Source organism: Vibrio sp. 1F255 (assembly GCF_041439145.1).
Classification (GTDB): Bacteria; Pseudomonadota; Gammaproteobacteria; order Enterobacterales; family Vibrionaceae; genus Vibrio; species Vibrio crassostreae_C.
Genome location: NZ_JBGONQ010000019.1, coordinates 70,107 through 91,095, shown reverse-complemented (window position 1 = coordinate 91,095; position 20,989 = coordinate 70,107). Strand labels below are relative to the sequence as shown.

At 45.6% G+C, this 20,989-nt stretch carries 14 protein-coding genes; 8 read left to right on the top strand and 6 right to left on the bottom strand.

All coding sequences use genetic code 11. The annotated features are described in order from the left end of the window. Positions 1-515: 515 nt before the first annotated feature. Positions 516-2,327: a sulfoacetaldehyde acetyltransferase gene (xsc, locus tag ACED41_RS12290; protein ID WP_371725047.1), complete on the bottom strand. Its 1,812-nt coding sequence runs from the start codon at positions 2,325-2,327 to the stop codon at positions 516-518. Positions 2,328-2,591: 264 nt separating this feature from the next. Here xsc and ACED41_RS12285 point away from each other — a divergent pair, with 264 nt between their 5' ends. Together ACED41_RS12285 and ACED41_RS12280 are read left to right on the top strand one after the other, a co-directional pair. Next, a complete protein-coding gene (locus ACED41_RS12285; RefSeq protein ID WP_371725046.1) occupies positions 2,592-3,572 on the top strand; it encodes an AAA family ATPase in 981 nt (326 codons plus the stop codon). Between the two features lie 3 nt (positions 3,573-3,575). Then, the gene (locus tag ACED41_RS12280; RefSeq protein WP_371725045.1) at positions 3,576-5,297 is read left to right on the top strand and encodes a cobalamin biosynthesis protein CobT; all 1,722 of its coding nucleotides are present in this window, start codon (positions 3,576-3,578) and stop codon (positions 5,295-5,297) included. Between the two features lie 51 nt (positions 5,298-5,348). Here ACED41_RS12280 and ACED41_RS12275 read toward each other — a convergent pair whose 3' ends face one another. Together ACED41_RS12275 and pta are read right to left on the bottom strand one after the other, a co-directional pair. Continuing rightward, positions 5,349-6,116: a sulfite exporter TauE/SafE family protein gene (locus tag ACED41_RS12275; RefSeq protein ID WP_017064283.1), complete on the bottom strand. Its 768-nt coding sequence runs from the start codon at positions 6,114-6,116 to the stop codon at positions 5,349-5,351. A gap of 71 nt (positions 6,117-6,187) precedes the next feature. Further along, complete coding sequence (gene pta / locus ACED41_RS12270) at positions 6,188-7,261, bottom strand: phosphate acetyltransferase (RefSeq protein ID WP_371725044.1); 1,074 nt, start codon at positions 7,259-7,261, stop codon at positions 6,188-6,190. Between the two features lie 154 nt (positions 7,262-7,415). Here pta and ACED41_RS12265 point away from each other — a divergent pair, with 154 nt between their 5' ends. Beyond that, positions 7,416-8,204, top strand: a complete 789-nt coding sequence (locus tag ACED41_RS12265) for an IclR family transcriptional regulator (RefSeq protein WP_371725043.1) — start codon at positions 7,416-7,418, stop codon at positions 8,202-8,204. A 215-nt stretch (positions 8,205-8,419) separates the two neighbouring features. Beyond that, positions 8,420-9,847 (top strand): NAD-dependent succinate-semialdehyde dehydrogenase, encoded by a 1,428-nt coding sequence (locus tag ACED41_RS12260; RefSeq protein WP_371725042.1) that lies wholly within the window; start codon positions 8,420-8,422, stop codon positions 9,845-9,847. 210 nt (positions 9,848-10,057) lie between these two features. Here the strand turns inward: ACED41_RS12260 and ACED41_RS12255 are convergent, their stop codons facing one another. Both ACED41_RS12255 and ACED41_RS12250 read right to left on the bottom strand, forming a co-directional pair. Next, positions 10,058-12,241 (bottom strand): malate synthase G, encoded by a 2,184-nt coding sequence (locus tag ACED41_RS12255; protein ID WP_371725041.1) that lies wholly within the window; start codon positions 12,239-12,241, stop codon positions 10,058-10,060. A 174-nt stretch (positions 12,242-12,415) separates the two neighbouring features. Next, positions 12,416-13,369, bottom strand: a complete 954-nt coding sequence (locus ACED41_RS12250; RefSeq protein ID WP_017033103.1) for a LysR family transcriptional regulator — start codon at positions 13,367-13,369, stop codon at positions 12,416-12,418. Between the two features lie 130 nt (positions 13,370-13,499). Here ACED41_RS12250 and ACED41_RS12245 point away from each other — a divergent pair, with 130 nt between their 5' ends. Both ACED41_RS12245 and ACED41_RS12240 read left to right on the top strand, forming a co-directional pair. After that, on the top strand, positions 13,500-15,098 hold the full coding sequence (locus ACED41_RS12245) for an isocitrate lyase (RefSeq protein WP_017038821.1): 1,599 nt from the start codon (positions 13,500-13,502) through the stop codon (positions 15,096-15,098). A gap of 212 nt (positions 15,099-15,310) precedes the next feature. After that, a complete protein-coding gene (locus ACED41_RS12240) occupies positions 15,311-15,889 on the top strand; it encodes a hypothetical protein (RefSeq protein ID WP_371725040.1) in 579 nt (192 codons plus the stop codon). Positions 15,890-15,992: 103 nt separating this feature from the next. Here the strand turns inward: ACED41_RS12240 and ACED41_RS12235 are convergent, their stop codons facing one another. Further along, positions 15,993-16,385, bottom strand: a complete 393-nt coding sequence (locus ACED41_RS12235; RefSeq protein ID WP_017064277.1) for a cystatin domain-containing protein — start codon at positions 16,383-16,385, stop codon at positions 15,993-15,995. 668 nt (positions 16,386-17,053) lie between these two features. On the opposite strand from ACED41_RS12235, the gene ACED41_RS12230 reads away from it, so the two are divergent. Together ACED41_RS12230 and ACED41_RS12225 are read left to right on the top strand one after the other, a co-directional pair. Next, positions 17,054-18,283, top strand: coding sequence for an acyl-homoserine-lactone synthase (locus tag ACED41_RS12230; protein ID WP_371725039.1), 1,230 nt, complete (start codon positions 17,054-17,056; stop codon positions 18,281-18,283). After that, positions 18,276-20,885, top strand: a complete 2,610-nt coding sequence (locus ACED41_RS12225; RefSeq protein WP_371725038.1) for a response regulator — start codon at positions 18,276-18,278, stop codon at positions 20,883-20,885. Before ACED41_RS12230 ends, ACED41_RS12225 begins: the two co-directional genes overlap by 8 nt. The last annotated feature ends 104 nt before the right edge of the window (positions 20,886-20,989 follow it).

Below are 20,989 nucleotides of genomic sequence, written 5' to 3'. Positions count from 1 at the left end.
CGATTAGTCAAATATGGCGTCGTTGAACCTCAAGCTGATTTGATCAACAACGCCCATCAAACCACGTTGGTCACTGCATTCATTCATTAATGAATCAATTATTTTATACAGCTCTTCGAGTGAGCTTATATAACATTTATTTTTCACAACATGCATGTAATAGGTCACTTAATTTAAATTCGGTACAATCCAAGCATCAACATTTAAGATTATAAAATTAACATCGTCAGCTATAACTTCCCAAAATAATAATAGGTATACATCTTCGTCAAAGAACTATTTTTGGATCCATTAGTTAAGGATCGATTAATAATAACGAGTGACAAAGTGTATATATCTAAAACCACTTATATACTTATGAGCCATTTAATTAGTGTTCTAATGTTTAACTAGAGATTATTGAACTAAGCGTTTATGTTCTTCACCTAAGCACTTGCCAATACCCGTTAATATTACCCGACCATGCGCTCGATAACCTTCTCGATGATGCGCTGGCCGGGCAAACTTCCTATGACTTATACGTAATCTTTGTATTTATCTAGGAAACGAACCGGTGTTGATAGTGCATCTCGGCGGAACGGGTCGCCCAACTCCTGAGTACACATGATTTCAATGATGGTTGTTTTGCCTTCGTTCATCTGCATGTCGATGGCTTTTTGCAAGGTTGGACCTACATCTTCAAGCTTATCAACCGTGATACCTTCAGCACCCATTGCTCGTGCAATCTCTGCAAAGCTTTGGTTATCTAGCTCACCGGCAACAAAGCGTCGGTTGTAGAAGTCGACTTGGTTCTTCTTCTCTGCACCCCATTGACGGTTGTGGAATACCACGGCTGTCACTGGAATGTTATGACGAACACATGTCATGGTTTCCAGCAGGCTCATGCCCCACGCACCGTCGCCTGCATAAGAGATAGCTGGGCGATGAGGTGCTGCTGCCTTCGCGCCAATGATGGTCGGGAACGCGTAACCACAGTTACCAAAACTCATTGCCGCAAAGAAACTACGTGGTTTTTCAAAGCGTAAGTAGCTGTTTGCCACCGAGTTGATGTTACCGATATCGGTTGAGACCATTACGTCTTCTGGCATCGCTTTTTCTAGCTCACGCAATACTTGGCGCGGGTGAAGGTATTCACCACCAGAGAACGGAGTCTCGTGTGAGTTTTCTTCAATCATATCCAAGCTGAACGAGTCACGTTCGTGTGTCCACTCATCAAGCTCTTTTTCCCAAAGTGCTTTCTCTGTTGCGACCGTGTCTTGACGAGCGCCTTTATTGTCATCACACAACAATGCACGGCCTTCCAATCTTTCAGATAGAGCAACCGCAGCTGCTTTCGCATCACCACAGATACCAACTGAAATCTTCTTAACCAGACCTAGCATCTTGTTGTCGGCATCAATCTGAATGATTTTCGCGTTCTTCGGCCAGTAGTCCATACCATGTTGAGGCAACGTACCAAATGGACCAAGACGTGTACCCAAAGCGATAACCACATCCGCTTGAGCCATCAACTTCATTGCTGCTTTCGAACCTTGGTAGCCTAAAGGACCACACCATAATGGGTGACTAGCAGGGAACGAGTCATTGTGCAGGTAGCTGTTCACTACGGGTGCGCCTAATCTTTCTGCCAGTGCCGCACACTCTTGAACTGCATCAGCCATTACCACACCGCCACCAGAAATGATGACTGGGAATTTCGCTTCAGCTATCAGGTCTGCTGCTTCATTCAGAGATTTCTCACCACCTGGACCACGGTCTAAACGCGCGGGTTTAGGGATCTCGGTTTGAGTTTCACCGTAGAAATAGTCACGTGGAATGTTCAGTTGAGTTGGACCCATTTCACTCATCGCACGGTCGAAGCATCGACCTGTGTATTCCGCCATACGATCTGGGTGCGTTACGTGTCCTTGATACTTAGTAAACTCTTGGAACATTGGAAGCTGGTTACATTCTTGGAAACCACCTAAGCCCATTGTTTTAGTGCCTGTCTCTGGCGTCACAATGACGACCGGGCTATGTGCCCAGAACGCAGCTGCAATTGCTGTTACACAGTTACTAATACCAGGGCCATTTTGCCCGATGACTACACCGTGGCGACCCGATACACGAGAATAACCATCTGCCATGTGGGCAGCGCCTTGCTCGTGTACTACTGGAACCAATCGAATGCCAGCAGGAGCAAAGATATCCATTGCGTCCATAAATGCTGACCCCATGATGCCGAACATGTCGGTAACATCATTAGCAACCATAGTTTCAACGAACGCTTCTGATGGTGTCATTGTTACTGTGCCGGAAACAACCGTACGTTTTTCTTGCTCACTCATTCTTCCATTCTCCTTGAGTTAACCAAAATTTCATTTTTCGGAATGAATCGTCTCTTTTTTTAATTCATTTTCACCTTAGTAGTAGATTTTTTGCGCGTCAACTTTTTATATTAAATTGGAACAATTCATTCTAATTAATAAAACTGGATCACATTATTGATAGTTTTTCGTACAAAAAGTGCCGTTAACTTAGAGTGAGCTGTTAATAATCGATGACATACCGCCCATCGCGGCAGTCATGGAAGCTATTAAGAGGGAAGAAAAATGAATGATGCGGAATTGATACCAACACAACCAATAAGTGTGAGAGAGTGTTTTGGCATCGACAGCAACCTAACCGTATTGGCGTTTGAACATGCGGGAGAGTATGTACCCAAGGTCGATCCTAACTACTGTTTTGATCCTGAAGTAACGCTAGCCATATTGGCGGGCTTCACTTCTAATCGCCGCACGTTGATACAAGGTACACACGGAACGGGCAAGTCTTCCCACATTGAACAAATCGCCGCGAGATTGAACTGGCCGTGTTTGAGGATCAACCTAGACGGGCACTTAAGCCGATTGGATTTCATAGGAAAGGACAGCATCGTCATTAAAGACGGAATGCAGGTAACAGAGTTTAAAGAAGGCATTCTTCCTCAGAGCATTCAACAACCCATCGCACTGGTATTGGATGAGTACGACGCTGGTCGTCCTGACGTGATGTTTGTGATTCAGCAGTTATTAGAGCAAGACGGAAAGTACACCTCTTTAGAGCAAAACCGAGTGATCACGCCTCACCCTTCTTTCCGCCTATTTGCTACCTGTAACACACTTGGTTTGGGTAATTTCTCGGGTTTGTATTCCGGTACTCAGGTGCTTAACCATAGCCAACTTGACCGATGGAACATCATCGCCACGCTTAACTATTTAGATCCACAACATGAAACTAAGATCGTGTTATCCAAGCGCCCAGAGATGAACAGTGAAATCGGTCAGCAGTTAGTTGAGAAAATGATCGCAACTGCTGGGTTAACACGAAATGGTTTTAGAGCAGGCGATCTGTCGACGGTAATGTCTCCGAGAACCGTGATCACATGGGCCGAAAATATCCGAATATTCGATAACGTAGCCACGGCATTTAGGCTTTCATTCCTAAACCGTTGTGAAGATGAAGAGAAAGAGTTGGTAAGCGAATATTACTTCCGCTGCTTTGGTGAGGCCCTAGAAACGCCTACTCAGAGTTATGCGCAGTCGGAGTCGTAAACCATGGCCAATGTTTCTTCTCAGCAGAAAAAGATCCTCGACCTTGGTGTGTCTGTCGCTAGAGCGATCAGTGGTGAATTGAACCTGAATTATCGGGGAGAGCGTCTCTATAACGGTAATAGCCCCTGCTATTATCAGTCTGCACACACCAACGATCTCACCTTTGTTTCTCGCCATGATTTAACAAACAGCAAGCTCTCAATGCAAGGCAAGATCGATTCATCGGCATTACGACTCTTGCTTTCAGATGCTGATCTTCACTACTCATTGCGACCGAAAAACGAGGTCGAACGTCTGTTATATGACTTCTGCGAGCAGGTGCGAATTGAATCGCAAGTTCCATCTTGTCTAAAAGGCGTTACCACCAGCATTCAGTTCAACTTTGCGTATTGGAGCGACCAATATCATCAGAATGGCTTCACCGAATCACGAATAGGCATGTTGCTGTTTACTCTGATGCAAGTCATCCACACCCGCTTAACCGGTGTTCCGGTTTCGGAACCCATTGCTGAGACCATTGAATCGACTCGCGCCGGCATCGTGCCTACCTTCGGTCACAGCTTTAAACGCTTAAAGCAACATAGAACAGACCAAGAACAGTTTGCACACAGTGCCAATGAGCTTGCAGCCCTTGCACAAGAGTTAATCATCCAAGAACAGGAAAGTGATAACTCACCCACACCAACCGTTGAAGAAGACATCAAGCTCCTTGCACAGCTTGCCTTGATTGTTGATGGTGACATTCAAGATCAAGACGTCGATACCGACATCACAGGCAGTAGCAAGGTATTCGAGTTGTCGGGCGCCAATTATCAGGTCTTTAATTCAGAATTTGACCAAGTGGTCGCCGCAGACAAACTCGTCAGGCGTACCCTATTACTCGAACTGAGGCAAAAGCTAACCGATGACATCATGGCGAGACAAGTCAACACTCGCCGTTTAGCCGCTATGCTTACTAGCTTTGTTGCCACACCACAGAGGAACCGACGTCAGGACCATTTAGAAGAAGGCATTGTTAACGCCACCACCATCACCAAGCTCGTCACATCGCCATTGGATAGCACTGTCTTTTATCAACCTGACATCGGTACATCTCATCAATGTGCCATCACATTTTTGATGGACTGCTCTGGCTCAATGCAAAAGCACAGTCACAAGCTAAGCCTACTGATTGATACAATTCTCAAATCCGTTGGACTGGCCAACATCCCTTTCGAGATTATTGGCTTTACGACCAATAACTGGAACGGTGGCAAGGTCTATCGGCAGTGGCTTAAACAAGGCCAACCAAAGCACCCGGGCCGCTTAAACGAAGTTCGGCACATCGTGTTTAAGGATTTTGATACCCATTGGAGACGTTCTCGACTTGGCATTGCGAGTCTTCGTAAAGCCGACATCTTTAAAGAAGGGATTGATGGCGAAGCGGTTCAGTTCGCGAGTCATCGATTGCAGCAGCACACCGCCCAGCGAAAGGTTTTGATTGTGTTCTCAGACGGCTGCCCGATGGATACCGCTACCAGTACCGCCAACGATCAGTTCTATTTAGATAACCATCTCAAACAGGTGATTGAACGTGAGTCGACCAAAAACGGTATTGAGATTCATGGTGTGGGAATGGGAGTGGATTTGAGCCCGTACTATCGCAGCAACATCACGTTAGATGTACAAGAGAGCTGCTTGTTTGGGCTATCTAGGAGCATATTTGAGATGCTAAAGCGTGTTTAAACAGGGAAGCTTAGGCTAGCAAATCACTAGCCTCCTTTGTCGAGAATGGTTTTACGAGGAGCCAAACAACGACCATGCAGAGACAGCCATCAAATATCCGCCTATCAGCATTAACACCGTAAACACCAGCTTTCTGAGTTGATCATTAGACAACGGCGGTGGGAAACGCCGAGCAAACATTGTGACAAGCGCCACCAGAGGAACAGCAATAGCGGATAACCACAATATGCTCTGTTCCATGTCGCCCGCCGCATAGACATTGACCGTACGGGACATCGACGTACAAGCGAAAACCATCAGCAGTGTGCTTCGCACCAGATCGAGCGAAAAAGGTTGCCGATAGAGATGATAAACAATCGGTGGACCTGCCATCCCAAATAATCCCCCCGCTAACCCAGAGCTAAATCCTGAGACAAGGAAAGATACGGTTGTCGAACGGACCGTTCTAGTTTTAGGTTTAAACATAAAGCTCAAACCAGCGAACAACACCATGGCACCCAATAGCCCTCGTAGGATTTGGGTTGCCGACTCGCTCAACGCGTCCAGCAAGTACACGCCCATCGATACGCCGGGAATAATACCGATGACTAACACCACCAGAATCTTGAGTTCCCCAAGCAGTGGCTTACCCATCAACGCCACCAAGCAATTGAACAAGGTCACAATACTGACCACAGCGGCTATAACGGGTAGGGATACCAAATTAAGGCTGACCGTTAGCCCAATCACAATGATACCGAGACCAAATCCAGTGACAGTTTGGAAATAAGTACCTACCGCAATGGTGGCAAGAATGGCGAGTAAAACAGGTAACTCCATTAGCTATCCTAATTAGGTTATTTGGGGGTAAATATGAGTGCAAGATTCCGCATTAGTTTAAGCAACGAGTGTTAATACCGGAATTCAAACTCCGACTCTTCTCTTTCTTCAACATCAGCTTCAGAGTCAGCCTTAGAGTCAGATGCTTTCCCTTGCTGCGCTTGTACCGCGGTGACGGCAATGACATTAAAGATATCTTCGGCACTACAGCCTCTGGACAAGTCATTCGCTGGTTGATTCAGCCCTTGCAGCAACGGGCCAATCGCAACAGCCCCACCTAGCCTTTCCGCAAGCTTATAACCGATATTACCGGCTTCTAAGTTAGGAAATATCAACACGTTAGATTGACCTTTGACCTCTGAATCAGGCAACTTTTTCGCCGCTATTTCAGTGACAATCGCCGCATCTAATTGAACATATTGGTCTACAGCGATTCCCGGGCAACGCTGTTTAACTATCTGCGCAGCACTGCGCACCTTGTCTACCGACTCATGTTTCGCGCTACCATTGGTAGAGAATGAAAGCATCGCCAACTTAGGCTCTTCCATTAACAATGCCTCAGCACTTTGAGAAGCGGCTACCGCAATCGATGCCAGCTCGGTTTCAGTGGGGTTAATCACCAAACCACAATCGCTGAAAATCATACCGCCTTTAAGATTATGGAAAGGCTCACACAGCATCATCAAGAAGAAACTCGACACCAATTCGCTGTCCGGTGCAGGGCCGATAATCTGCAGCGCAGCTCGCACCACATCAGACGTGGTATAAACCGCGCCATTAACTGTGCCGTCTACCAGTCCTTCCCTTACCATCAAATTGGCAAAAACAAGTGGATCTTGAACCAGCTCTAGGGCGTCATCATAAGTCATGCCTTTAGCTTTTCTTAATGTATACAGCCGCTCAGCGAGCACTTCTTTGAGTGACGACGCCTGTGGAGAAACAATATGAATGCCAGCGAGGTTAATGTGGTGAAGTTCTGCAGCAGCGATGATCGCCGATTCATCGCCCACAAGTGTGATGTGAGCGAGCTGTTTGTCGATTGCTATTCTTGCAGCAGCTAGCACTCGCGGGTCCTCCGCTTCACTCAAAACAACGCGCTTACGATCTAAATGAGCTTTATCAATAATCCGTTCAATCGCCTTCATCTTTAAATTCCATTTATTGAGATTAATTGTTCCATAATTTATATTTATATTATTGGAATAACAAAAAAGGTCAAATTTTATTCAGATAATTGAAGAATAATGATTTGGTATGTACACTCTTAGGCATAGACATATCGCAAGGATGAATCACTGTATGCAAACAGAAACACCACAAGTTCAAGGAGATACGCCAACTCTTCGACTTTTTGCACTATTAGAGGTGATAGCGCAAAAAGACGAGTTTATTTCTCTTCAAGGTTTAGTCGAAGAGACCGGATTACCAAAACCCACGCTGCACCGAATGCTTCAGCAATTAGAAGCCGCGGGCATCATTCAAAGAGATGGCGACGAAAAGCACTACAGCTCAGGCATTCGACTAAGAAAACTTGCCGAAAACCTACTTTTGAATAGCACCATGCACAGCGCGCGACGCACCATCCTTGAAAATCTAAGAGCAGAAGTCGGTGAGAGTTGTAACCTGACGGCTCTTTCAAGTGGTGAAATCATCTATCTCGATCGTGCCGAAACTGAAGCTCCCCTTCGCTTTCACCTGCCCCCCGGCTCTCGCGTTCCCGTGCACTGCTCGGCTACTGGAAAACTGTTTTTAGCTCATATGTCTAAGTCGCAGCGCAGACGATTAATTGAAAATGTGCCGCTGACTCAATACACAGTAAACACGATTACCGACTATTCGACTCTAGAGAAAGACATTGAAGAAGCGAAAATCCAAGGTTTTGCTATTGATGACGAAGAGTTTTTACCAGGCTTAGTCTGTATCGCTGTGCTGATACCCTCACCAACTGGTCAATCAAACCTAGGCCTAGCGATCCAAGCACCTGTGATTCGAGTGAAACCGGATGAAGCAATAAAATTCTTGCCCGCACTTCAAAAAGCAGCAAAAGCGCTGGCGAAAATCGAAGCTGATAATTGGAGTCAGCAGTAAGCACTTTCTTAAAGAATTTCGAAGTCCATGACTTAACTGATCATGGATTTCGAAAACCCTACTTTGGTAAACAATGCTTGCGCAAACAAGGGCTTCAAAACTATCGAATTAACGACCACAATCTGCGACTAATCAACATTTGGTCGAAGTGATCTGAACACTCGCCAACCCGCACATCAGCAACACGTGTTAAGTAATCATCAAGAAGGAATCACATGCTAGAAATTAATAACCAGCGCTTACTCTCTTTTATGGTGACAGAAGCGAATAACGCGGTTGCCGTGACCAATCCAGCAACGGGTGAACTCATCGGGCACGCACCGGTATCATCAGAAACAGAGTTAGCGAACGCGATTGAACAAGCTCATGTAGCGCAGAAAGAGTGGGCAAAAATTCCTGCTAAATCTCGTGCTGCACTGCTTCATCGCTGGCACCAGTTGATCCTTGAAAACAAAGATGACCTTGCTCGAATCATGACAATGGAACAGGGTAAGCCGTTAGCCGAAGCGACAGGTGAAGTCGTGTATGGCGCGAGCTTCATTGAATGGTTTGCAGAAGAAGCGAAGCGCACTTATGGTGATTCCATTCCTAGCACAGTCGCTGGCAAACGCTTGGTGACCATCAAGCAGCCTATTGGTGTCGCATGTGCGATTACGCCATGGAACTTCCCGATTGCAATGATCACTCGTAAAGCGGCTCCTGCCTTAGCTGCAGGTTGTAGCTTTGTCGTGAAACCTTCGGATGAGACACCGCTTTCTGCGTTTGCTGTGGTTGAACTGGCTTATCAAGCGGGTATCCCTAAAGATCTACTTCAAGTGGTGCTTGGTGAAAGCCCTGAACAAGTGGGCAACCTATTCACTTCGCATCCGCTTATCAAAAAAATCTCTTTCACTGGGTCGACCCGTGTGGGCAGTATTTTGATGGCTCAAGCAGCAAAAGGCATCAAACGCACCTCAATGGAACTTGGCGGTAACGCACCATTTATTGTGTTTGACGATGCCGACATCGATGCAGCCGTTCAAGGGGCAATGGCGTCGAAGTTCCGTAATGCAGGTCAAACATGTGTCTGTGCAAACCGATTCTACGTCCACAGTAAAGTGTACGATGAGTTTGTGGCTAAATTCGATCAAGCGGTTCAGCAGCTTAAGATTGGTAACGGCTTAGATGAAGGTGTCACGATTGGCCCTGTTGTCAGCCTGAACGCAAAGAACAACATCCAAGCTTTGGTAAACCGAGCGATTGAACAAGGTGCCACGCCTGTCACGCCAACTCAGGAACTTAATGGGCTTTTCATTCAACCTGTTGTTCTTAAAGATGTAAAACACAGCATGGACATCGTTCAACAAGAGATCTTTGGCCCAGTCGCGCCCGTGATGAAATTCGACACGGACGAAGAGCTTATCGAGATGGCCAACGATACGATTTATGGTTTGGCGTCTTACTTCTACAGTCAGAACATCCACCGAGTGTGGAACATTGCAGAAGCGCTTGAGTACGGTATGGTCGGCATTAATGATGGTCTAATCTCAACCGAAGTCGCGCCTTTCGGTGGCGTGAAACAATCAGGTATTGGCCGTGAAGGTGCGAAAGAAGGCATCGATGAGTACATGGACATTAAGTATCTTTGCTTTGGCGGAAAATAAGGTTGGTAGTAACTAAGTTCTGGCAGTGATTAGGGCTCGGAAATAATTAAGTCTTAGTGAGCACTAACCTGCCCCATTCTCCCCCCTTCCCACCACAAAAATGAATCAAAAAAAAGCCGCGCTATAAAAGCGCGGCACCTTGGGCTCGGTTAAAGGGGGTTTCTTTTTTTAGTATTTTACATTCTCTGTTTTTGTTATTCGGTTGCTTCACTATCCCTGCGCTTTCAGTTTTAGACGCATCGCGTGCAGTACTGGCTCGGTGTAACCGCTCGGCTGAGCACACCCTTCGAATACCAACTGGCACGCCGCTGAAAATGCAATGCTGTTTTCAAAATTAGGCGCCATATTCTGGTAGCTTGGATCCCCAGCGTTTTGCTCATCCACCACTGCGGCCATACGCTTCATGGTTTTCATTACCTGAGCTTCCTCGCAAATGCCGTGACGTAACCAGTTCGCAATATGCTGGCTTGAAATACGCAGCGTAGCTCGGTCTTCCATCAAACCGACATCGTTAATATCTGGCACCTTAGAACACCCGACGCCTTGGTCAATCCAACGCACTACATAACCAAGAATACCTTGCGTATTGTTGTCCAATTCGTTTTGGATATCTTGAGCTGTCAGCTTTTGATTACCTAATAGCGGAATAGTCAGAATATCATCAACGTTCGCTCTCACTCGCTCTCGAAGCTCTTTTTGGCGGCTTGGTACACTCACTTTGTGATAGTGCAGAGCATGCAAAGTCGCGGCTGTTGGAGAAGGAACCCAAGCGGTATTTGCGCCCGCTTGAGGATGTCCGATTTTCGCGTCCATCATCTTCGCCATATTGTCTGGCTCTGGCCACATACCTTTACCGATTTGAGCTTTACCTTGCAGGCCACAAGCTAAGCCAAGATCAACGTTCTGATCTTCGTATGCGCCAATCCAAGTCATGGTTTTCAGCTGTGTTTTAGGCGCAAATGGTCCCGCTTCCATACTGGTGTGAATCTCATCACCGGTTCGGTCTAAGAAACCGGTGTTGATGAACACAACACGATCTTTAGCCGCTCGAATACACTCTTTCAGGTTGACCGAAGTACGACGCTCTTCGTCCATAATGCCAACTTTGATGGTGTAGCGGTCTAAACCTAATGCATCTTCAATGCGGCCAAACAGTTCATTGGTAAACGCCACTTCTTCAGGGCCATGCATCTTAGGTTTTACAATATTGATGCTGTTTGCGGTTGAGTTTTGGTACGCGCTGTTGCCTTTCAAATCATGCATCGCGATTAGCGAGGTGATCATGCCATCCATAATACCTTCAGGCACTTCATTGCCTTCGGCGTCAATGATCGCAGGGTTAGTCATTAGGTGGCCCACGTTACGTATAAATAACATGCTGCGGCCTTTCAGCGAGATCTCACCGCCCGTCACGCTGGTGTATTGGCGATCTGGATTCAAACTACGAACGATGGTTTTACCGTTTTTCTCTAGTGATTCTTGCAGATCACCTTTCATCAAACCTAGCCAGTTACGGTAAGCCAGTGCTTTGTCTTCACCGTCAACCGCAGCAACCGAGTCTTCGCAATCCATAATGGTCGTTAAGGCAGCTTCGACTAACACATCTTTAATACCAGCAACATCAACGCTACCAATCGGTGCGCTCGGGTCAATTTGAATTTCGATATGCAAGTTATTGTGCTTAAGCAGAATGCATGAAGGGGAACTTGCATCACCTTGATAGCCAATAAACTGGTCGCTATCAATGAGAGTGACTTCTTCACCGTTATCCAGTGTCGCTATCAACTTATTGCCGATGCTAGCGTTACTGATGCTGTATTTGGTGACGTCTTTATGAGAAACGCCGTTTAATGGCGCTGCGTCATCAAGAAACTCACGAGCATAAGTCACGACTTTAGCACCACGCACAGGGTTAAAGCTTCCGCCCTTTTCTGCGCCGTCACTTTCGCTGATCACATCGGTGCCGTAGAGCGCATCATATAGGCTGCCCCAACGCGCATTGGCTGCGTTAAGTGCAAAGCGGGCGTTCATGATTGGAACCACAAGCTGCGGCCCTGCTTGTGTTGCGATCTCAGGCTCTACGCTCGCTGTCGTCACTTGAAAGTCATCGCCTTCAGAAACCAAATAGCCGATCTGCTGTAAGAACTGTTTGTACTCAATAGGATCTAGCGTTTGCCCAGCGCGCTCTTGGTGCCAAACGTCAATTTGATGTTGAAGATCGTCACGCTTGATAAGCAATGCGCGGTTCTTTGGAGCCAGATCTTCAAGGATGGTTGCAAATGATTGCCAAAAGTTTTCAGCGACAATGCCTGTTCCAGGAATCACCTGCTCATTAATTAATTGGTAGAGGGTGCTATCAATGTTCAAGCTTCCCTGTTGAATGCGACTGCTCATAAACTCTCTCTCAAACTAACTGATGGCTACTCAATAAATTTTCGTGTCTAGCTCAAATTTACGTTACTAGCTTAAATTTACTTTACTGACTTAAACTTACTTAACGGACATGAATTTAGCTAATTTATGCCCGTTATATTGGATATTCATATAAAAAATACCCCACAAACTGTGTTATTCCGTCACACCACTTTCGATTTCATTGGCGACACTTTTAATCAAGCGACGCATCCACTGGTGGTCTGGATTGGTTTGCAATAATGGACTCCACGCCATTTTCACTTCAAACGGTTCAATCGCAAATGGCGCGGGTTTGATCAACAGCCTTGGATTATTTCGCTGCAATTGCGCGGCTTTGGTTGGAATGGTCAGGATCAGATTCTTCTGTTGAGCGAAGAGAATGGCTGATAGGTAATGTCGAGTAAACACCGTAATATTGCGTGTTTTTCCGATACGAATAAGTGCTTCATCTATCCAACCGAGCTTTTGTGCTTCACTTGGATTTATCCCCACCCCCGTTCCCATACCTGTCTTACTTACCCAGATATGTTGCGCCTTTAAATAGGACAAAATATCGAAGTTGTCGGCTATCGGGTTGTCACAACTAAATAGACAAGAAAACCCGTCGTGCCAAAGGCTCATCTGGTGAAACGACTGAGGAATATCGTCAAATCGGTTGATAATTATATCAACAGTACCTTGCTCTACATCCTGATAACTCACGTCACTTGGCGTCATGATATCCAGTCGTATTTTCGGTGCTATCTCACTTAACCTTTTCAGAAGAGGTTGAATAATGGTCGATTCTGCATAGTCACTCGCCATGATACGAAATACGCGTTCACTGTCTTCTGCATTAAACTCTGCGGTCGGCTGCAGTGTCTTTTCTACATTTGCCAGGATGTTTCGAATCAGTGGCTGCAACTTATGTGCGCGTTCGGTTGGTATCATCCCTTCACTGGTTCTCACTAATAGCGGGTCCTCAAAGAGATCACGCAATCGGCGAAGGCCATTACTCATGGCTGGCTGAGTAATACCCAATTGATTTGCTGCTCGTGTAACGTTTCTTTCACGTAGCAACATGTCTAAATACACAAGTAAATTAAGGTCTATACGAGCAATATTCATAAGAAAAATACCGAATATAATAACTATAAATTAACAAAATTATCACATGCGTGGTTATTCTTTGTCCATAGCAAAGTTTTAATCCAAGCCAATTTGGCAACCATACCCCACGTGAAACTAAGGAATAGTTATGTCGCAAATTACACAAGATATCGAAATGATAGAAGTTGCAAAAAGCGCTGCAGGTGCTCCATGGGATGCAATCAATGCTGAATCTGCTGCTCGTATGCGAGCTCAAAACAAATTCAAAACAGGTCTGGATATCGCGCAATACACGGCAGATATCATGCGTGCGGATATGGAGGCTTACGACAAAGACAGCTCTCAATACACTCAGTCTTTAGGTTGCTGGCACGGTTTTATCGGTCAACAAAAGCTGATTTCTATTAAGAAGCACTTTGATGGCAAGACAGATCGCCGCTACCTATACCTTTCTGGTTGGATGGTCGCTGCACTTCGCTCAGACTTTGGTCCACTTCCAGACCAATCAATGCATGAGAAAACGTCAGTTGCTGGCCTAGTAGAAGAACTATACACATTTCTGCGCCAAGCTGATGCTCGTGAACTGGGTGGTTTATTCCGTGAATTGGATGCCGCTCGTGAAGCGGGTGATGTGGACCTACAAAACCGTATCCAAGACAAAATCGACAACCATGTGACACACGTAGTGCCAATCATTGCCGATATCGATGCTGGTTTTGGTAACGCAGAAGCAACGTACCTAATGGCTAAACAGATGATTGAAGCGGGTGCTTGTTGTCTACAAATTGAAAACCAAGTAGCGGATGAGAAGCAATGTGGTCACCAAGACGGCAAAGTTACAGTTCCACACGCTGACTTCCACGCGAAACTTCGTGCGCTTCGTTACGCTTTCCTTGAACTAGGCATCGACAACGGCATCATTGTTGCTCGTACCGATTCACAAGGTGCTGGCCTAACAAAAGAAATCGCGGTAGTGAAAGAACCTGGCGACCAAGGTGACATCTACAACTCATACCTAGATGTTGAAGAGATTGATGTTGCCGATATGGCTGAAGGCGATGTTTGCTTCAACCGCGACGGCAAGCTAGTTCGACCTAAGCGTCTGCCTTCAGGCTTATACCAATTCCGCGAAGGTACGGGCGAAGATCGCTGTGTATTCGACTGTATCGAAGCCATCAACGCAGGTGCTGACTTACTTTGGATTGAGACTGAGAAACCACACATCGGTCAAATCAAAGAGATGATGGATGGCGTACGTGAAGTACACCCTAATGCGAAACTGGTTTACAACAACTCGCCATCATTCAACTGGACGCTAAACTTCCGTCAGCAAGCTTACGATGCGATGGTAGCAGAAGGTAAAGATGTTTCAGCTTACGACCGTGCAAACCTGATGAGTGCGGAATACGACGAAACAGAATTGTCTGCAAGTGCGGACGATAAGATTCGCACATTCCAAGCGGATGCATCTCGTGAAGCGGGTATCTTCCACCACTTGATTACTCTACCGACTTACCACACTGCAGCGCTGTCTACTGACAACCTTGCAAAAGAATACTTCGGTGACCAAGGCATGCTGGGCTATGTTGCAAATGTTCAGCGCAAAGAGATACGCCAAGGCATCGCTTGTGTTAAACACCAAAACATGTCTGGTTCAGACATCGGTGATGATCACAAAGAATACTTCGCGGGTGAGAATGCACTAAAAGCCGCGGGTGAAGCGAATACGTCGAATCAATTTGATTAACCGCTAACGCTAAAGCCTCCCCCGTCCTTCTCTCTTACTTAGGTAAGATCCGGGGGAAGGCTTTGAGATAAAGCTTGTACTGCCAGCTTTATCTCAAAGCCTCAGATTTGTGTTCCACACCACGGTTAACCGAACAACTTCTGTTTAAGCTAACTGTATACGTATTTGTTCAGATTCCTATTTGTTAAGATTCTTATTTTTTGAGAGTGCCTATGACTTCAATACCTACACACCTACAAGATGCAAAAACACTGATATCAGAGAATGGTTTCGCGACGGGTGATACTTGGTATCACGGCACATCTTCCGCTTTATTGGCTTCTATTCAAGGCCAAGGTTTAAAACGTTCTGGAGACAAAGCGCTCAACGAAGCAGCTTCAAAAACTATGGCGACCATCGGCAACAACTACACCGAATCGGTTGAGCCAGTGTTTCTCACCCAGAGCAAAGAACTGGCATATTACTGGGCTCAACAAACCGTTCGTGAGCGAGGCGTTCGCTTCGAAGGTGAAGAACAGCCTATCGTATTAGCGGTAAACTTATCTGAAAAGCAACGTGCCAAAGTAAGACCGGACGTAGGAGCAATGAGTCTATTGATGATGAGTGTGGGCGAGCAATTCATGTCTCACCTCACTGAAATTTATCAAGCCAATAACATTGCAGGCCCCGACATCGAGCTTCGCACTGCTGATCGCATGGACTACCTCAATAAACTCGGTATGGCCTACATTGATGAAGACATCAGCCGTGCTTGTGTTCAGGAGTTAGCTGAGCCCGAGTTGGCCGACTGAAAACGTTCAACAAATCTGGCTTCTTAAAAACAAAAATGGCTCCCAATACGGAGCCATTTTTATTTGCTATAAGCCTATCTCACAAGATACAGACGCATCTAGATTATGAGCACAGAAGACCTTTCTGTGCAGGTTGCGTCATTTCGATGTCACCTTGTAGAGAACGGTAAACGATGGTGTTCCACACTTCACCATTATCCATTTCAAACTCAATAGCGTAATTCAAACCCGCGACAACCTGAGTTCGAACACTCAAGATCTGCTTGAGCTCAGCTGAAGTGTTCATTTGGCTAAGAACTGCGTTTAAAGCTTGCTTGGCTTCTGGTGTTATCTCACTTTTCGACCAACCACCCGTCAGGTTTTTAGTGCTGCAGATGGGGTTCGCATTCTCTTGCGGTTGAGTTGGTACTTCTGATTTCTGACTACACCCAGCTAACGCCACGACACTAAACAAGGTTGCTGTTCCAAGTAATGATGTTAATCGTACGTTCTTCATAAATTCTCTCTACCTCAATCATTTACGAGGGATTACTCGCAATAATGTTTCATATGCAGGCAAGCTTAAACCTCGAATGTCATCACTTCATCAGAGATTATGGTGTAACTACTCTATAAACACAGGAGATTGTCAGGAAAACAAGACGAGCACTGGAGCTCTGCTTTTATCCACCTGATATTTAAATCATTAAAATGAGTAGCGAGAGAATAAGCGAGTAATAATACAGACATAATTAATCAGATAATTACATACTTCACACCAAAAACATTCCTATCACGATTAATAAGATGAGCTCATCTTGATGTGGATTGTGATATTGGTTCAAAAAATAGATATTTGAAATTATTTTATAAATCCAAAAGTTTATGCTCGACTTAATCATGTCTAATTTTAAAACTGTGATCCAACCCTACAAGTTGTTGATAATAATGTATTTTGTTCATCTTTGAATTCATTCAAATATGGAAAATCTTTATTGTTGAGGGTGAGTGCAAGTAGTAAAATCTCGCCCGATTATGCAACTTACTTCTCACACCATGGACACAAGTAAAGTTACGATTGGCTCTCTCAAAGTAACGTAACTTCAAACACATACCTAAAATCAGTGTCCTATAGATAATGCAGATCAAATAAAAATAATTATATAAACCTAGGCTAGGTTAAACATGAAATTAACGTCGTCTTTAGGCTCACTGTTGGCTAGCAGTCTGTCTATCGAAATAAAACAGCGAGCGCTGATAGAGCTCGTCATCAACACTTATCAGTCACATGAGCGCACTGAGCTTTTTCAAAACGTGACTGAATATCGTAGAAGCCAGTTAGAATTGCTTTTCCCAGAGCATCAAAACAAAAGCTACTCTGTATTGTTTGAGGTGATGGACTACCGCGATCTGATTCTGCGCTATCCAAATACACTTTCTGCAGAAATTGCTCTTCTAGAACAGGCTGTAGGGCAGTGCTATATGCATTGGCTAGATTTCTGGTGTGAGTGTGAAATTGCTGCGATCAAAGCAAAATCTCCATTAAATCCAAGCTCCATTTCTCATGTCGACCTCCCTATCAATGACAGTGCTTATTACGGTGCGATCATCGAACAGATAGAACATGAGCCACTTTTGGTACAAACACCGAGTCACCCACAAGGAATGCCAATCAGCGATGCCATTGCTTTAAGCAATCTCGAGGTGTTCATCAAGGGCGAGAAATGGTTTGAGATGCTGCCTTTATTACACCTTTCTCAGGCAGGTAAGCATTTTATTCTGCTCAAGCATCCAGTCGATGAAGCCTTTCCAACACTGGTTTCCTCTGCGCTGATTCAAGACTGGTCTAAGAATGACACTTGGCTAAGTTACGCACCGCCGTTCAGCAATGAGCAATGGCAATACTGTTTACCCAATTACGGCTACGATGAACTCGCAGGGTTACAACTTTTCACACCGCCTACACTGTCAAAATGTTACTCTCTCCCAGAATTTGACCAACAATTCCAGTTACAATTGTCCGACAAAGATGCCCTGTGTGAGGTGTTACGTCTGACAGTCAGTGGCAATACCCAACAAAAGCTCTATTTCCTCTACCTTTCTCAAAAAGAGCTGATGAGTGTGTTACACCAAATAGGCTATAAGATTGGCTTCACTATTATCGAGCAACCTTTCATGCTTCAGTTTTATCAAACCATTGATTCCAATGCATACTTCCATTCTGGATATTGCGAATTAAATGACGATGGCACGACAATTTATCGTGGATTCTGGAATTTTGAGATGATGGTAAAAGCGTTCAATAATGTCGATTTTCGAAGCTACAAACGCGCAGTGCGAGAAAGCAGAAAGTCATTAGAAAAGTCGCGCTCGGCAGGAAAAACTAGCTCGGTGAAAAAGGATGAACATGTTTGATTTCGGCCTAGAGGCGATCATCTATGCAAAAGCAATCACACTGCTTGCAACCGTGGCTGTGGTTGTCATGTGGTTGTTCTATTACTGCTATCGCCTGAAACAGAAGAACGAAGTGATCGCAGGGACACACCATACCCCTTACATCGCGTATTCGATCTGCATTGTTGCGTGGATCAGCAGTAACGCTTATTTCCATACCGACTTATTACCGGAACTTGGGGCCTCGGCCGCCGTGTTCGCCGCAAAGTTTGCCAACCTCGCCTCGTTCTTTGCGTTTGCCTTTGCCTATTACTTCTCGTGCAAACTCGCCGCTGAACAACGTAATGGTAAGGTTCATGTGTGGCAGCAAGCCATTTTCGTCACCCTGACCGTCTACTCCTTCTTTATCAATTTAAGTCCGGGGTTAACCGTTGAACACGTCACCATTGCAGGCCCAAGCCAGTTCGTGATTGAGTTTGGCCCGCATACGCCGTACTTCTTTATTGGGATGATTAGCTTTGTAGTGCTAACACTACTCAACCTGGTGGCCATGCGCGCCAACAGCAGCAAGCTAACTTTAGCCAAAACCAACTATATGATCGCCGGCATTTTAGTCTTCATGCTGTCTACTGCGACGATCCACCTAGGCATGACCTACTTCTTGCGTGATTTCTCGCTCACTTGGCTGCCACCAGCTTTGTCGATAAGTGAAATGTTGTTCGTTGGCTATGCCCTGCTGACCTCGCGCTTCTACAGCGTGAAATACCTGGCGTACATGAGCCTAAATGCGATGTTGGTTTGTGCTATTTTGGTGATCCCTTTTGGCGCGATATTTATCCCGCTGACAGACGACAGTCAATGGCTTGTTGCTATCCCAATCTGCGCGATTATCGGCATCACGTGGCATGTTCTCTACAAGCGCGTAAGCCACTACGCCTCGTTCTTTGTCTACGGAAACAAGAAAACGCCAGTACAACAGATCCTCTCACTAGAAGACGATTTCAAGCTGTCGATTGATGATGCAATGCGTCGATTAGGTAGCCTATTGCAGATTCCCGAAGACAAGTTGCGTCTGGTGAACAGCAACTACAACGAAACCTTCTACGAAGATTACCTGTCTACCAACAAGTCCGTTTTAGTGTTCGATGAGCTGTCTCAGGAGCTTGATTACACCGCACCAGCCAAGCGCTCGATAAAAGCCCTATATGACAAGATGAGCTCCAACGATACCGCTTTGGTGATGCCTCTATTCGGCCAGGGGAAATCGGTCACGCACTTGTTAGTATCGTCACACAAGAGCAACGATCAGATGTTCTCTAACGAAGAGATCTCTGCCCTGCAAACCTTGTTAACTCGAGTACAAAGCACTATCGAAGCCGATAGACGCATCCGCCAAAGCCGTGCCCTTGCTAACTCAATCGCTCATGAAATGCGTAACCCACTGGCTCAAGTGCAATTGCAATTTGAACTATTAAAACAGCACATTGATAACCAAGCCCCAGCGAAACAGATCTTACTTGATATTGAGAACGGCCAAGCTGCGATTCAACGTGGTCGACAGCTGATTGATATCATCTTGCGAGAAGTCAGTGACAGCTCACCCGAGCATGGACCAATCACCATGACCTCTATCCACAAGGCCGTGAATCAAGCCGTCAGCCATTATGGCTTTGAGAACGAGAAGATCATTGAGCGAATTCGTTTACCACAACATGCTGATTTTGTGGCAAAGCTGAATGAAACCTTATTCAACTTCGTCATTTTCAACCTGATACGTAATGCAATCTATTACTTTGATTCTTATCCAGAAAGCCAAATTGAGATCAGCACCAACACCGGACCGTACGAGAACGTTCTAATATTCCGAGATACCGGCCCCGGCATTGACGAAGCCATTACACATAAAATTTTTGATGATTTCTTCTCTTACCAAAAAAGCGGTGGTAGCGGCCTAGGGCTCGGTTATTGCCAACGAGTGATGCGTTCATTTGGCGGCCGAGTTGAGTGCCACTCTAAACTTGGGGAGTTTACTGAGTTCCACCTGTACTTCCCGGTGGTACCCAATGCCCCCAAAGCAGACGCACTTCGTACGCCTTACTTCGATGATTGGAAAGGTAATCAAACCGCAACTGAAAACAAAACCAACGCTGAAGCTAAGCCAGATAACCAAGCAGAAACGCAAAGTTCAGAACCAACAAGTACGCTAACCCCAGAGAATCATTTGGCTCCAACCGTGCTTATCGTCGATGACAAAGAGGTACAACGCACGCTTGTTCAGATGTACCTGAGTCGACTTGGTGTAAATAGCTTGCAAGCCAAAAACGGTGAGAATGCCGTCGAGCTGTTCAAAACACACAAGGTCGATTTGATCTTAATGGACGTACAAATGCCGATAATGAATGGTTTTGACGCAAGCCAAATCATCAAGGCACGCTCACCTCAAACACCAATCATTGCTTTGTCTGGCGAATCAGGACAGCACGAGTTAGATATGATCAGCAAGTTGATGGATGGTCGCCTCGAGAAACCAACCTCCTTGAACGTGCTGCAACACGTGCTCGATAACTGGCTTGAAAAAGACTGGGCGTCGAATGCTCCCAAAGAAACCGAAGATGAAGAGTAAATTCAGGAAAACACGAATCGCCATTTTTCCAGTTGATTACTGTCTGCCTCACAACTTTCCTTTAATTATTCATCAAAAAGCCAGCCGAACAAGGCTGGCTCTAT